This window comes from Qipengyuania sp. (genome assembly GCF_043423005.1).
In the GTDB taxonomy this organism is placed as follows: Bacteria; Pseudomonadota; Alphaproteobacteria; order Sphingomonadales; family Sphingomonadaceae; genus Qipengyuania.
On record NZ_JBHWMI010000053.1, the window covers coordinates 22,851 to 35,927 of the forward strand.

General features: G+C 65.2%; 11 protein-coding genes. 2 read left to right on the forward strand and 9 right to left on the reverse strand.

What is annotated here, in order from left to right; translation table 11 throughout:
- The first annotated feature begins 51 nt into the window (after positions 1–51).
- Positions 52–621 (forward strand): shikimate kinase, encoded by a 570-nt coding sequence (locus ACHFFA_RS08750; protein ID WP_394270467.1) that lies wholly within the window; start codon positions 52–54, stop codon positions 619–621.
- The gene (gene aroB, locus ACHFFA_RS08755; RefSeq protein WP_394270468.1) at positions 612–1,736 is read left to right on the forward strand and encodes a 3-dehydroquinate synthase; all 1,125 of its coding nucleotides are present in this window, start codon (positions 612–614) and stop codon (positions 1,734–1,736) included. The genes ACHFFA_RS08750 and aroB overlap by 10 nt, the downstream gene beginning before the upstream one ends.
- A gap of 17 nt (positions 1,737–1,753) precedes the next feature.
- Here aroB and ACHFFA_RS08760 read toward each other — a convergent pair whose 3' ends face one another.
- The 9 genes from ACHFFA_RS08760 to ACHFFA_RS08800 form a co-directional block, all read right to left on the reverse strand.
- Complete coding sequence (locus ACHFFA_RS08760) at positions 1,754–3,814, reverse strand: biotin carboxylase N-terminal domain-containing protein (RefSeq protein ID WP_394270469.1); 2,061 nt, start codon at positions 3,812–3,814, stop codon at positions 1,754–1,756.
- 17 nt (positions 3,815–3,831) lie between these two features.
- Positions 3,832–4,344 carry an SHOCT domain-containing protein gene (locus ACHFFA_RS08765; protein WP_394270470.1) on the reverse strand — a complete coding sequence of 171 codons (513 nt, stop codon included), beginning with the start codon at positions 4,342–4,344 and terminating at the stop codon, positions 3,832–3,834.
- A gap of 12 nt (positions 4,345–4,356) precedes the next feature.
- The gene (gene bioB, locus ACHFFA_RS08770) at positions 4,357–5,379 is read right to left on the reverse strand and encodes a biotin synthase BioB (protein ID WP_394270471.1); all 1,023 of its coding nucleotides are present in this window, start codon (positions 5,377–5,379) and stop codon (positions 4,357–4,359) included.
- Entirely contained in the window at positions 5,376–5,585 is a 210-nt protein-coding gene (locus tag ACHFFA_RS08775) for a hypothetical protein (RefSeq protein ID WP_394270472.1), read from the reverse strand. The genes bioB and ACHFFA_RS08775 overlap by 4 nt, the downstream gene beginning before the upstream one ends.
- The gene (gene scpA / locus ACHFFA_RS08780) at positions 5,585–7,834 is read right to left on the reverse strand and encodes a methylmalonyl-CoA mutase (protein WP_394270473.1); all 2,250 of its coding nucleotides are present in this window, start codon (positions 7,832–7,834) and stop codon (positions 5,585–5,587) included. The genes ACHFFA_RS08775 and scpA overlap by 1 nt, the downstream gene beginning before the upstream one ends.
- Positions 7,835–7,913: 79 nt before the next feature.
- Positions 7,914–8,363, reverse strand: coding sequence for a methylmalonyl-CoA epimerase (mce, locus tag ACHFFA_RS08785; RefSeq protein ID WP_394270474.1), 450 nt, complete (start codon positions 8,361–8,363; stop codon positions 7,914–7,916).
- Between the two features lie 82 nt (positions 8,364–8,445).
- Complete coding sequence (locus ACHFFA_RS08790; RefSeq protein WP_394270475.1) at positions 8,446–10,482, reverse strand: S9 family peptidase; 2,037 nt, start codon at positions 10,480–10,482, stop codon at positions 8,446–8,448.
- A 107-nt stretch (positions 10,483–10,589) separates the two neighbouring features.
- Complete coding sequence (locus ACHFFA_RS08795) at positions 10,590–12,116, reverse strand: acyl-CoA carboxylase subunit beta (RefSeq protein ID WP_394270476.1); 1,527 nt, start codon at positions 12,114–12,116, stop codon at positions 10,590–10,592.
- Positions 12,117–12,179: 63 nt separating this feature from the next.
- Positions 12,180–12,917, reverse strand: coding sequence for a TlyA family RNA methyltransferase (locus ACHFFA_RS08800; protein WP_394270477.1), 738 nt, complete (start codon positions 12,915–12,917; stop codon positions 12,180–12,182).
- Positions 12,918–13,077: the final 160 nt, after the last annotated feature.

Consider the following 13,077-nt stretch of genomic DNA (forward strand, 5'->3'; position numbering starts at 1 on the left):
CGCTGTCCCATAGGTTGCCCGCGCTCTAGCCCATCTATAGGCAGAGCGGCAATGTCCGATGCGGTTTCCCCTGCCCTTGCCGAACAGGCGCGCACGATTGCGCCGCGGATCGACCGCCCGATCGTGCTGGTCGGGCTGATGGGCGTCGGCAAGTCGACCGTGGGACGGCGCCTTGCCCGGCTGCTGGGCCGCTCGTTCGTCGATGCCGACGAGGAGATCGAGCGGGCGGCCGCACGCACCGTCGGGGAAATCTTCGACGAACATGGCGAAGCCTATTTTCGCGCCGGGGAGCGACGGGTGATCGCCCGCCTGATGGACGAGCGCCACGGGGTGATCGCCACCGGCGGCGGCGCCTTCGTCGACCCCCAAACCCGTGCGCTTATCCTTGAACAGGGCATCGCGGTCTGGCTGGATTGCGATGTGCCGACCCTCGTCAAGCGGACCGCTCGGCGCGATACGCGGCCCTTGCTGCGCAGCGGCGATCCGCAGACGATCCTCGCCGAACTCAAGGATCGCCGCGCGCCCGCCTATGCCGAGGCGCCGGTGCACATCATGACCGACGATTCCCCCCACGAGGCGACGCTCGCCCGGATCCTCGAAAGGTTGCAGGAATGGCTTTGATCCCGGTCGAACTTGGCGCGCGGGCCTATTGCGTCCACGTTGGCGACCGCCTTCTCGAGGGGATAGGCGATCTCGCCGGCGATGTTCTGAACAGCTATCGCGCGGGCGGGCGGCCTGTCCCGGTCGTCGTCGACGGCAATGCCCGGCGGCTGCATGGCGAACGGCTGGCGGCGGGCCTTGCTGCTGCCGGCCTCGAACCTTCGTGGTACGACATCCCCCCGGGCGAGGCGGCAAAGAGTTGGCAGGGGCTGGCCGCGCTGGTCGACTGGCTCCTCGCCCAGGGGGTGGAGCGCGGCGATCACGTGCTGGCACTGGGCGGCGGCGTGGTGGGCGACCTTGCGGGGTTCGCCTGCGCGATCGTGAAGCGCGGTTGCGGCTTGGTGCAACTTCCCACCACCTTGCTGGCGCAGGTGGACAGTTCGGTCGGCGGCAAGACCGCGATCAACACTGCAGCGGGCAAGAACCTTGTCGGGGCGTTCCACCAGCCCGCGATGGTGATCGCCGATCTTGGCGCGCTGGATACCTTGCCGATGCGCGAGATGCGGGCCGGTTATGCGGAAGTCCTGAAATACGGGCTGCTGGGCGATGCCGCTTTCTTCGCCTGGCTGGAACGCGATGGCTCCGCAGTCCTCGCTCGCGATCGCGCGGCGCTCGAGCATGCTGTCGCCACCAGCGTCGGCGCCAAGGCGGCGATCATTGCTGAGGACGAGCACGAGCGTACCGGGCGCCGCGCGTTGCTTAACCTGGGACATACCTTCGGCCATGCACTGGAAGCGCAAACCGGTTTCGGCGAGCGGCTGCTGCACGGTGAGGCGGTCGCCATGGGCATGGTGCTGGCCGCACGCTACTCTGCGCGGCTTGGCCTCCTGCCGGCGGCTGAGGCTGAACGCGCGGCCCGCGCCATTGCCGAGGCGGGCCTGCCGGCGGTGCTGGCCGACCTCTCGCTGAATTGCGACGGGCGGGCGCTGGTCGATCACATGCGGCACGACAAGAAGATGGAAGGGGGCACCCTCCCCTTCATCCTCCTGCGCGGCATCGGCACTGCATTCGTGGCCCGCGACATCGATCCGGACGATGTCGCGCGCTTTCTGGACGAGCAGCTGACGGGCAGCTAGGCGCCCGCGCCCGCCAATCATTCAAGTTCGAGAATGACCTCGTCGACGGCGAGGCTGTCACCTTCCGCGGCGTTGATCCGTGCGATCGTGCCCTGCTTTTCGGCGCGCAGGATGTTCTCCATCTTCATCGCCTCCACCGTCGCGAGCGGCTGGCCGGGCTGCACCGTCTCCCCGGGCGCGACGTGCAGCTTCACCAGCAGCCCCGGCATCGGGCAGATCAGCATGCGCGACAGGTCGGGCGGCTCGCGCTCGATCATGTGCCCGGCAAGCGGCGCGATCCGCGTCGGCAGGATGCGCAGGGTATGGCGGGCGCCGCGTGCGGTGACGACATAGCCGGTCCGCCGGCGCGCGAGCTGCAGGGTGACGATTTCGCCTTCCCCGTCCTCTTCTCCCCCCGCGAAGTGCCGGACCGACAAGGTCCGCTGTCCCGGGGTGTATTCCATTTCCAGCGTTACGGCTTCGCCATCGACGAGGATCTCATCCTCGCTCAGCTCGACCGTAAAGGTGGACGACTCCTCCTCGCTTTCGCCTATCCGCACCGTCCAGTCGCCCGTCGCATAATGCTCGTCGTCGAGCCGCTGATCGCTCCGCCCGGCGCGGTCGGCATCGGCCGTGGCGATCACGCCGCCGACCGCTGCCAGCAGCCGCTGCAATTCGGGCGAGGCGGGGGCGCCGTGGAAGCCTTCTGGATATTCCTCGGCAATGAAGCCGGTGGTCAGCTCGCCAGAGCGGAAGCGGGGGTGCTGCATGATCGCGCTCAGGAAGTCGATATTGTGGCCCGGCCCCTCGATCTCGAATGCATCGAGCGCGGCGATCTGCAGGTCCGCCGCCGCCTCGCGCGTCGGCGCCCAGGTGATCAGCTTGGCGATCATCGGGTCGTAGAACATCGACACCTCGCCGCCTTCGTAGACGCCATCATCGACGCGCACCCCGCCAAGCCCGCGGCGGCCGTTGGCATCGCCGTCGTCCGTCCATGGCTGCACCGGCGGGCGATACCGTGACAGACGGCCGATGCTGGGCAGGAAGCCGCGGTAGGGATCCTCGGCATAGACCCGGTTCTCGATCGCCCAGCCGTCGATCCCGATATCGTCCTGCGAGAAAGCCAGCGGTTCGCCGGCGGCGACCCGGATCATCTGTTCGACCAGATCGATGCCGGTGATCGCCTCGGTGACCGGATGTTCGACTTGCAAACGGGTGTTCATTTCGAGGAAGTAGAAGCTTTCCCCCGTCGGGTCCGCGCCGCTCACGATCAGCTCGACCGTGCCCGCGCTGTAATAGCCCACCGCGCGCGACAGCGCCACGCACTGCTCGCCCATCGCCCGGCGCATCGCGGGCGTGACGAAAGGCGAAGGTGCCTCTTCCACGACCTTCTGGTGGCGGCGCTGGATCGAGCACTCGCGTTCGTTGAGATAGACGATGTTGCCGTGCTGATCGCCCAGCACCTGAATCTCGATATGGCGCGGATCCTCGATGAATTTCTCGATGAAGACGCGGTCGTCGCCGAAGGAGTTGAGCCCTTCGCGCTTCACGCTCTCGAAGCCTTCGCGCACGTCGGTCTCGCTGTAGGCAAGGCGCATGCCCTTGCCGCCGCCGCCGGCGCTGGCCTTCATCATCACCGGGTAGCCGATCTCGTTCGAGATGCGGACCGCGTGTTCGGTATCCTGGATCTCGCCGACGAAACCGGGGACGACGTTGACCCCCGCCTCGCGGGCGATTTTCTTGGATTCGATCTTGTCCCCCATCGCCGCGATGGCATTGGCGGGGGGACCGATGAAGGCGATGTTCTCGGCGGCAAGCGCCTCGGCGAAGCTGGTGCGTTCGGAGAGGAATCCATAGCCCGGATGAACCGCATCGGCGCCGGTCTGCTTGCATGCGGCGATGATCTTGTCCGCGATGAGGTAGCTCTCGGCCGCCGGCGCGGGGCCGATATGCACCGCCTCGTCCGCCATCCGCACGAACGGCGCGCGGGCATCGGCATCGGAATACACCGCGACAGTCGCGATACCCATCCGGCGCGCGGTCTTGATGACCCGGCAAGCGATCTCGCCCCGGTTGGCGATGAGGATTTTGGAGAACATGGACTTGTAACCTGCTTTCAGAGTCGGGCGAGCAATTCTGTCTTCTTAGCGGCGAACTCGCTTTCGTCTAAAATTCCAAGTTCACGCAACTCAGCCAACTTCCGCAGCTGATCCGGAATGTCCAAAGCTTCGCTGACCCCAGCTTGGGGCGCTTCCGTTGACGTATCGCCATGTCGGCTTGCCTCCAAGCGATCGTAGACCTCGTCGAACATCTCTTTCGCTTCGAAGGTCTTGAAAGCCAATTCATCATGCGATGTGTGAAGCCGCATGACACGATATCCCATGCGCGAAAGGCATTCCACCGAGGTCAATTTCCCCAATGGAATGGTCTCGAAAACCTCCCCAAAAACTCCTTTTCGATAAAAGCAAACCCGCTGGTTTGTCAGAATGAACTGACCATTGTGCTGGGCGTCTTTACCCTTCCCCATCATGTCGCCGATCCAGCCCTCGAGGTGGGATTGAACCGTTTCACCAGGCTTCAACTTAGAAGCCTGAAACGCAATGAGGTGCTTGTTATCTTTGCCCTTCATGATGCCTCCACCTTATTCCACAGTCACCGACACTTTGCTCGCCCGCGCGCACGCCCGCAACGGCTCCTCGCCCTTAAGCGCCGTCAGGCCCAGCTTGGCGAACAGCGCGGCGTCACTGTCGTCGCCCGCGTTGGGCGCGGTCAGCAGCTTGTCGCCGGTGAAGATCGAGTTCGCGCCGGCGAGGAAGCACAGCGCCTGCGTCGCCTCGCTCATGCTCTCGCGCCCGGCGGAGAGGCGCACCATCGAAAGCGGCATCGTGATCCGCGCCGCCGCGACGGTGCGGACGAACTCGATGTCGTCGATTTTCGCGAGCGGGGTATCGGCCAGCATGTCGCCCAGCACCGTGCCCTTGACCGGCACCAGCGCGTTGACCGGCACGCTCTCGGGATGCTGCGGCAGGGTGGCGAGGGTGTGAATGAAGCCGACGCGATCGGCGCGCGTCTCGCCCATGCCGACGATGCCGCCCGAACACACGTTGATCCCCGCCGCGCGCACGTTCGCCAGCGTATCGAGCCGCTCGCCCATTGTGCGCGTGGTGATGACCCGCTCGTAATACTCGGGACTGCTGTCGATATTGTGGTTGTAGTAGTCGAGACCCGCCTCGGCGAGCATGTCGGCCTGGCGCGGGGTCAGCATCCCCAGTGTCATGCAGGTCTCCAGCCCCATCGCGCGCACGCCCTTCACGATCTCGACGATCGCGGGCATGTCGCGGTCCTTGGGATTGCGCCAGGCCGCGCCCATGCAGAACCGCTGGCTGCCATTGTCCTTGGCCTGCGCCGCGCGCTGGAGCACCGCCTGCACATCCATCAGCTTGGTCGCCTCGACCCCGCTGTCCGCCTTGACCGATTGCGAGCAATAGCCGCAATCCTCCGGACACCCGCCAGTCTTGATGCTGAGCAGCGTGCAGAGCTGCACCTGTTCGGGCGGATGGAATTCGCGGTGGACGGTGGCGGCCTGGAAGAGCAGCTCGGTAAAGGGAAGGTCGAAAAGGTCCGCGATTTCCTCGCGGGTCCAGTCGGTGCGGATTTGGGTCATTTCAAATCAGAGCCTTTCCGGCGATAAATCCATATGGCCACGGGGAAGTAGGCCAGAAAAAACAATAGGGTGATTGCATAGGCCGCATTCTTCGATTTTAGGCCGGCAAAATCTGCGACCCCGCCGCCTAGAAAACCTAAGATCATGTAGGTGAGAAATAGCCAGAATGGCAAAAGAATGAGCGCACGGAGGAGCGCCCAGTCCATCACTCCGCCGCCTCGTCCAGATTCTCACCGGCAGGCGGCATGTTGTGACCGAGCAGGCGCAGCACGTCCGCCGCGCATTCGACCACGTTGCTGCCCGGGCCGTAGATGCCCTGCACCCCGGCGTCGCGCAGGAAGTCGTAATCCTTTTGCGGGATGACACCGCCGGCGATCACCTTGATGTCGGGGCGGCCCGCGTCCTTCAGCAGGCCGATCAGTTCTGGGATCAGGGTCTTGTGGCCCGCGGCAAGGCTGCTCGCCCCGATGGCGTCGACTTGCGTTTCCAGCGCCATGTCGCGCGTTTCGGCAGGCGTCTGGAACAGCGGGCCGCTGACGACCTCGAAACCCATGTCGGCAAAGGCGCTGGCGATCACGTTGGCGCCCCGATCGTGGCCGTCCTGCCCCATCTTCGCGACCATCAGGCGAGGCGCGCGGCCAAGGCGGCGCTCGACCGCCTTCACGCCCTCGACCACCTGGGCGTAGCGGGGGTCGTCCGCATAGGCCTGCGCATAGACGCCCCGCACCGGCTTCGGCATGGTGTCGTAGCGACCGAAAGCCTCCTCCATCGCAGCTGAAATTTCGCCGAGGGTCGCGTCGTGGCGGGCCGCCTCAACCGCCAGGGCGAGGAGATTTCCGCCGCCCCGGGCGCCCTCGCTCAGGGCGGTGAGCGCAGCGCGGCACGCCCCCTCGTCCCGCCCGTCCCGCACCGCCTGCAGGCGCGCGATCTGGCTGGCGCGCACGGCATGATTGTCGATGTCGAGCGTGTCGATCTCGGCCTCTCGCGGCAGGCGATACTTGTTGACGCCGACGATCACTGTTTCGCCCTTGTCGACGCTCGCCTGCTTGGCGGCGGCGGCCTGTTCGATCTGCGCCTTGGGCTGGCCGCTGGCGACATAGGCGGTCATCCCGCCGGCCCCCTCGACCTCGGCCAGCAGCTTGCGGGCCTCCTCGATCAGCGCCGCCGTAAGGCTCTCGACGTAATAGCTTCCGCCCAATGGATCGGCGACGCGGGTGATCCCGGTCTCCTCCTGCAAGACAAGCTGCGTGTTTCGCGCGATGCGGGCGGAAAAATCGGTCGGCAGCGCGATGGCCTCGTCGAGGGCATTGGTGTGGAGCGATTGCGTCCCGCCGAGCACCGCCGCCAGCGCCTCGATCGTGGTGCGGATGACGTTGTTGTAGGGGTCCTGCTCCTGCAACGAGACGCCCGAGGTCTGGCAGTGGGTGCGCAGCATTTTGGACTTCTCGTTCTGCGCGCCGAGTTCGGTCATGACATCGTGCCACAGCGCGCGGGCGGCGCGCATCTTGGCGATCTCCATGAAGAAGTTCATCCCGATACCCCAGAAGAAGCTGAGGCGCGGGGCGAAATCGTCGATCGCGAGCCCCGCCTCCATCGCCCGGCGGGCATATTCCTTGCCGTCGGCAATGGTGAAGGCAAGCTCCTGCACCGCCGTCGCCCCGGCTTCGTGCATGTGATAGCCGGAAATCGAAATGCTGTTGAATTTCGGCATCATGGCCGAGGTATATGCGATGATGTCCGAAACGATCCGCATCGAAGGTTCGGGCGGATAGATATAGGTGTTGCGGACCATGAACTCCTTGAGGATGTCGTTCTGGATGGTTCCGGAAAGCTTGTCCTCGCTCACCCCCTGCCGTTCGGCCGCGACGATGTAGAACGCCAGCACGGGGATCACCGCGCCGTTCATCGTCATGGAAACGCTCATGGTGTCGAGCGGGATCTGGTCGAACAGGATTTCCATGTCGCGCACGGTATCGATCGCGACGCCCGCCTTGCCGACATCGCCGACCACGCGCGGGTGGTCGCTGTCATAGCCTCGGTGGGTGGCAAGGTCGAAGGCGACCGAGAGGCCCTTCTGCCCCGCGGCGAGGTTGCGGCGGTAGAAGGCGTTCGATTCCTCGGCCGTGGAAAAGCCGGCATACTGGCGGATCGTCCACGGGCGCCCGGTGTACATGCTCGCATAGGGTCCGCGCGTGAACGGCGCGATACCGGGCACGCCCGCATGAACCTCGCGATCGAGTGCCGCGGTATCCTGTGCGGTATACAGCGGCTTGACCGCGATCCCCTCGGGCGTGTCCCAGGTAAGGTCGCGGCCCTTTACCTCTTTCGCCGCGAGGGCTTGCCATGCGTCATAGTCCGCGGGCGAGGATTGCGGGGGCGGCGCGGCTCCGTGGTCGGTTGGAGCGACGCCGGGGTCTTCGCCGGCATTCTGCTCGATGCGGGGCGTGTCAGTCATAGGCTTTGTCTAGCATCCTCTTGCCGGTCCATCGATACGGCACCATGCGGCGCGCGCCAACGTGCGGCGGCGCGGCGCGTCAGTTCGACCAGTGCGTTTCGCCGCGGGGGGTTTCCATGATCTCGGTCAGCTGGCCCATCATGTCCTTGGGGTGAAGGAAGAAGATCGGTGTCCCATGCGCACCGATCCGGGTGGGCCCGAGAATGCGCTTGCCCAGGCCTTCGAACCAGTTGCGGGCCTCTTCGATATCGTCGACCTCGTAGCACAGGTGATGCTGACCACCCGCCGGGTTGTTTTCGAGGAACTTTGCAATCGGGCTGTCGGGCCCCAGGGGTTCGATCAGTTCGATCTGGGTGCCGTGCGTCCCGTTCTCGCCCGGGGTATCGACGAAGCACACCTTCACCCCCTGCGCCTCGAGATCGAAGGGGGTATGGAACCCCGTCGCCCCCATGACCTCGCGGTAGTAGCGGATCGACTGCTCGATCGACGGGGTGGCAATGCCGATGTGGTTGAGACGGCCGAGTTGCATGACAGAGGCTCCGGTAGCGCAAGAAAAACGGCGCGGCGCCCGATGGTGCCGCGCCGCCGTCATATCGTGCCGGGCCGCTCGATCAACCGCCCGACGTCACCTCGGGCAATCCTTCGACGTGTTCGGCCCCCGCAAGGATTTGCGCCGAGGAACCCTCGAACGCATCGCCGATCGGCTCGACCCGTCCGCCCAGGCAGCTGCCGAGGAAGCCTTCCATCGCGGCGAAGAAGCTGAGGCGGTTCTCCGGCTTCTGGAATCCGTGCCCTTCGTCGGGATAGTTGATGTAGGTCACGGGCAAGTTCTTCGCCTGCATCGCGGCGACCAGCGCATCCGCCTCGGGCTTGGTAACGCGCGGATCGTTGCCGCCCTGGCCCACCAGCAGCGGCACCTTGATCTGATCGACCCGGCTGATGGCCGAGCGTTCGATCATCGCCTCGCGCGCCTTGGGATCGGACGGATCGCCGACATAGCGGAACCAGGTTCCGGCGAGGAACGGCTTCCAGTACTCGGGAAAGCTCTCGATCAGCGTCGCCAGGCTCGACGGGCCGACGATATCGACCCCGCAGGCGAACTTGTCGGGCGTGAAAGTGACCCCGATCAGTGTCGCATAGCCGCCGTAACTGCCGCCGCCGATGGCCACCTTGTCCTTCTGCGCGATGCCCTGTGCGACGGCCCAGTCCACCGCGTCGGTGAGATCGCTGTGCATCTTGCCGGCGAACTCGCCCACCGCCGCATTGGTGAATTCCTTGCCGAGACCGGTCGAGCCGCGATAATTGACGCTGAGCACGGCATAGCCGCGATTGGCCATCCACTGGTGGACGCTGTTGTAACCGTAGGCATCGCGCGCCCACGGCCCGCCGTGGACCCACAGCAGCATCGGCACCGCCTTGTCGGGCCGGCCGTCGCCATCGGGATCGGACCCCGGCGGCAGGGTCAGATAGGAGACCAGCGTCTTGCCGTCCCCCGCCTTCAGTTCGAGCGCGTGCATGGGCTGCAACGGCGCGTCGGCAAGATCGGGACGGGTTTCGAACCACGGGGTCAGGCTGTCGGCCTCGCGGTCATAGACGAAATAGCGCACCGGCGCATCGGCATCGCTTCCGGTGACGATCCAGTACCGATCATCCTGCGAACGCGAGGTGATCGAAAATTCGCCCGGCAGCTTGCTTTTGAGGAAGGCCAGTTCGGCCTTCGCCGTGTCGGTCAGGCCGGTCCACTCTTCCTTCAGATAGTTCGAGGAATAGGCGATCGGCTCGTAGGTCTCGTTATCGACCAGGATGTTGCTGAGATCGGCCTTGGCCGGCTCGGCGATGACACGGTTGTTCCCGCTCGCCAGATCGACCGCGACGGCGGCGGCGGTGTTCCGGCCGCGGCTGTCGATCATGTAGACCGTCTTGTTGTCGCGCGAGAACTGGACGACGCCGGTGCTGAGCAGGTCCTCGCTCGGGATGGCGGCGAAGACCCCGGCGGGCTTCAGATCAGCGCCTAGACTGACGACCTGCATGCTGCCATCCGGCTGCGGGACCATCGCCATGCGCGGGGCATAGAGATTGTCGGTGATCCATGCGGCATAGCCGGGATTCTCGGCGATCAGCTTGCGCTCGCCGGTTTCGATGTTGACCTCGTAAAGGTCGTTGATCTGCGGATTACGCTCGTTCAGGCCGACGAGGATGACCCCCGGCCGATCGCGGCTGACGCCGAGGATATCGGCCTTGGCCCCCTTCTTGACCGGAGTGAGGTCGCGGGTTTCCGCGGTTGCCGGGTTGACCGCATAGACGCGAAAGTTCTCGTCCCCGCCATCGTCCTTGACGTAGAGGACAAACCGGCTGTCGGTGCTCCAGAAATGGTTGGACAGGCCGCGGTGGCGATCCTTGGTGATGACCTTGCCCTTGGTCGGGTCGGAGGCCGGGGCGACCCACACGTTCATCACGCCTTCGTCGGGCGCGATCCAGCTGACCCATTTGCCATCGGGGCTGATCTGCCCTTGCGAGGCCACCGGATTACCGAACAGCGATGCCCGGTCGATCAATTCGTGCTGCGTCAAGCTGTTCTCCTGGCCGTATGCGGCACCCGGCATCATCGCCGTGCCCAGCAGCGCAGCGGCAATCGCGACCTTCTTCATGGCAATCCTCCTGTTTTATCAGGAGCGATTTACCGTTCGAGGGGTGTGTTGTCCATCTATAACAGCGCTGATCGTTGAGAGCATCCGAATGAGAGCCGCCGCCGGCACTACAACGGGATGTTGTCGTGCTTCTTCCACGGGTTCTCGAGCTGCTTGCCGCGCAGCTTGCGCAGCCCCAGCGCGATTCGCCGGCGGGTCGAGTGGGGGTAGATCACCTCGTCGATGTAGCCCCGTTGCGCCGCGACGAAGGGGTTGGCGAAGCGGTCCTCGTACTCCTTGGTCCGTTCCGCCTGTTCCTCCGCGCTCATGCCGCGGAAGATGATCTCGACTGCGCCCTTGGCCCCCATCACCGCGATCTCGGCCGTCGGCCAGGCGTAATTGAGATCGCCGCGCAGGTGCTTGGATGCCATGACGTCGTAGGCGCCGCCATAGGCCTTGCGGGTGATGACGGTGATCTTGGGCACGGTCGCCTCGGCATAGGCGAACAGCAGCTTGGCGCCGTGCTTGATGATGCCGTTGTGTTCCTGCGCCGTGCCGGGGAGGAAGCCGGGCACGTCGACGAAGGTCAGGATCGGGATGTCGAAAGCATCGCAGAAGCGCACGAAGCGCGCTGCCTTCTTGCTCGAATTGATGTCGAGCACGCCGGCAAGGACCATCGGCTGGTTCGCGACCACGCCCACGGTACGTCCCTCGATGCGGCCGAAACCGCACAGGATATTGCCCGCATGGTTCGGCTGGATCTCGAAGAAATCGCCTTCGTCCAGCGTCTTGCGGATGACTTCGTGCATGTCGTAGGGCTGATTGGCGTTGTCGGGGATCAGCGTGTCGAGGCTGGGTTCCTCGCGATCGACCGGGTCGCTGGTCGGGCGTTCGGGCACCGCCTCGCGGTTGGACAGCGGGAGGAAGTCGAAGAAGTCGCGCGTCGCCAGCAGCGTCTCGATGTCGTTCTCGAAGCTGTTGTCGGCCACGCTGGTCTTGGTGGTGTGGGTCTTGGCCCCGCCCAGTTCCTCCTGCGTCACCACCTCGTTGGTGACTGTCTTCACCACGTCGGGCCCGGTCACGAACATGTAGCTCGAATTCTCGACCATGAAGATGAAGTCGGTCATCGCCGGCGAATAGACCGCCCCGCCCGCGCACGGGCCCATGATGAGGCTGATCTGCGGCACCACGCCGCTCGCCAGGACATTGCGCTGGAACACCTCGGCATAGCCGCCAAGGCTGGCGACGCCTTCCTGGATGCGCGCACCGCCGCTGTCGTTAAGGCCGACGACCGGCGCGCCGACCTTCATCGCCATGTCCATCACCTTGCAGATCTTTTCCGCATGGCGTTTCGACAGGCTGCCGCCGAAGACGGTGAAATCCTGGCTAAAAACAAACACCAGCCGGCCGTTGATGGTGCCGCTGCCGGTGACGACGCCGTCGCCGGGAATCTTCTGGTTCTCCATCCCGAAATCGGCGCAATCATGTTCGACATAGGTGTCGAGCTCCTCAAAGCTCCCCTCGTCGAGCAGCACCTCCAGCCGCTCACGCGCGGTCAGCTTGCCCTTGGCGTGCTGCGCGGCGATGCGTTTCTCGCCGCCGCCCATGCGGGCAGCTTCGCGGCGACGTTCCATCTCGGCGATATTGGCGGACATACTCTCTCCAGCTGGTGGTCCGTGATCGGCCACCCTTCGCCTAGAGCGCGCGGCGCGCCAGCGTCAATCGCGGAAGGCGCTGATCAGGAACTCGACATTGCCCTGCGGCCCGGTAATCGGGCTGGGGACGATGCCCTGCACGGTGAAGCCTTGCTCTTGGGTCCATGCGCGCACCTCGTCGCACACACGCCGGTGCAACGACGGATCGCGCACCACCCCGCCCTTGCCCACTTCCTCGCGTCCGACTTCGAACTGCGGCTTGATCAGGGCGACCACCCGGCATTCCTGCGCCGCCAGCGCGAGCGGGCGTTCGAGCACCTTGGCAAGCGAGATAAAGCTGGCATCGCACACGACCCAGTCTGCCGGGCGGTCGATCATGTCGCGCGTAAGGATGCGGGCGCTGGTCTGTTCGAGCACCGTCACCCGTGGGTCCTGCCGCAGCTGCCAGGCAAGTTGATTGGTGCCGCTGTCCACCGCGAACACGTGGGCGGCGCCGTTCTGCAGCAGCACGTCGGTAAAGCCCCCGGTCGAACTGCCGATATCCATCGCCACCGCCCCCGCCGGGTCGAGCGCGAAATGCTCGATCGCATGGGCCAGCTTGATCCCGCCGCGGCTGACCCAGGGATGATCGCGCCCGCGCACCTCTAGCGGCGCATCGGCGGAAAGCTGCTGCCCCGGCTTGTCGAGCTTGCGTTCGCCGGAAAAGACGAGGCCCGCCATGACCAGTGCCTGCGCCCGCGTGCGGCTCTCGGCGAGCCCACGGTCGACGAGCATCTGATCGAGGCGCAGCTTGTTCGGCATTGGAATGCGCGGCGTTAGCGGCCATTGTAAGCGGATGAAACCGATCTATGCTCATCTTGCAGGTGCGCTCGCCGTAACCTTCGCCCTTGCCGCCTGCGTGCCGTCCACGGTCGCACCCCCGCCGCCGCCTGCGCCGGACCCGCGCCCCTCCGCCGACAGG

Bases quoted from the DNA above. Each gene is read 5' to 3' on its own strand.
- ACHFFA_RS08750 (WP_394270467.1), top strand. From the start codon at position 52: ATGTCCGATGCGGTTTCCCCTGCCCTTGCCGAACAGGCGCGCACGATT.
- aroB (WP_394270468.1), top strand. From the start codon at position 612: ATGGCTTTGATCCCGGTCGAACTTGGCGCGCGGGCCTATTGCGTCCAC.
- ACHFFA_RS08760 (WP_394270469.1), bottom strand. From the start codon at position 3,814: ATGTTCTCCAAAATCCTCATCGCCAACCGGGGCGAGATCGCTTGCCGG.
- ACHFFA_RS08765 (WP_394270470.1), bottom strand. From the start codon at position 4,344: ATGAAGGGCAAAGATAACAAGCACCTCATTGCGTTTCAGGCTTCTAAG.
- bioB (WP_394270471.1), bottom strand. From the start codon at position 5,379: ATGACCCAAATCCGCACCGACTGGACCCGCGAGGAAATCGCGGACCTT.
- ACHFFA_RS08775 (WP_394270472.1), bottom strand. From the start codon at position 5,585: ATGGACTGGGCGCTCCTCCGTGCGCTCATTCTTTTGCCATTCTGGCTA.
- scpA (WP_394270473.1), bottom strand. From the start codon at position 7,834: ATGACTGACACGCCCCGCATCGAGCAGAATGCCGGCGAAGACCCCGGC.
- mce (WP_394270474.1), bottom strand. From the start codon at position 8,363: ATGCAACTCGGCCGTCTCAACCACATCGGCATTGCCACCCCGTCGATC.
- ACHFFA_RS08790 (WP_394270475.1), bottom strand. From the start codon at position 10,482: ATGAAGAAGGTCGCGATTGCCGCTGCGCTGCTGGGCACGGCGATGATG.
- ACHFFA_RS08795 (WP_394270476.1), bottom strand. From the start codon at position 12,116: ATGTCCGCCAATATCGCCGAGATGGAACGTCGCCGCGAAGCTGCCCGC.
- ACHFFA_RS08800 (WP_394270477.1), bottom strand. From the start codon at position 12,917: ATGCCGAACAAGCTGCGCCTCGATCAGATGCTCGTCGACCGTGGGCTC.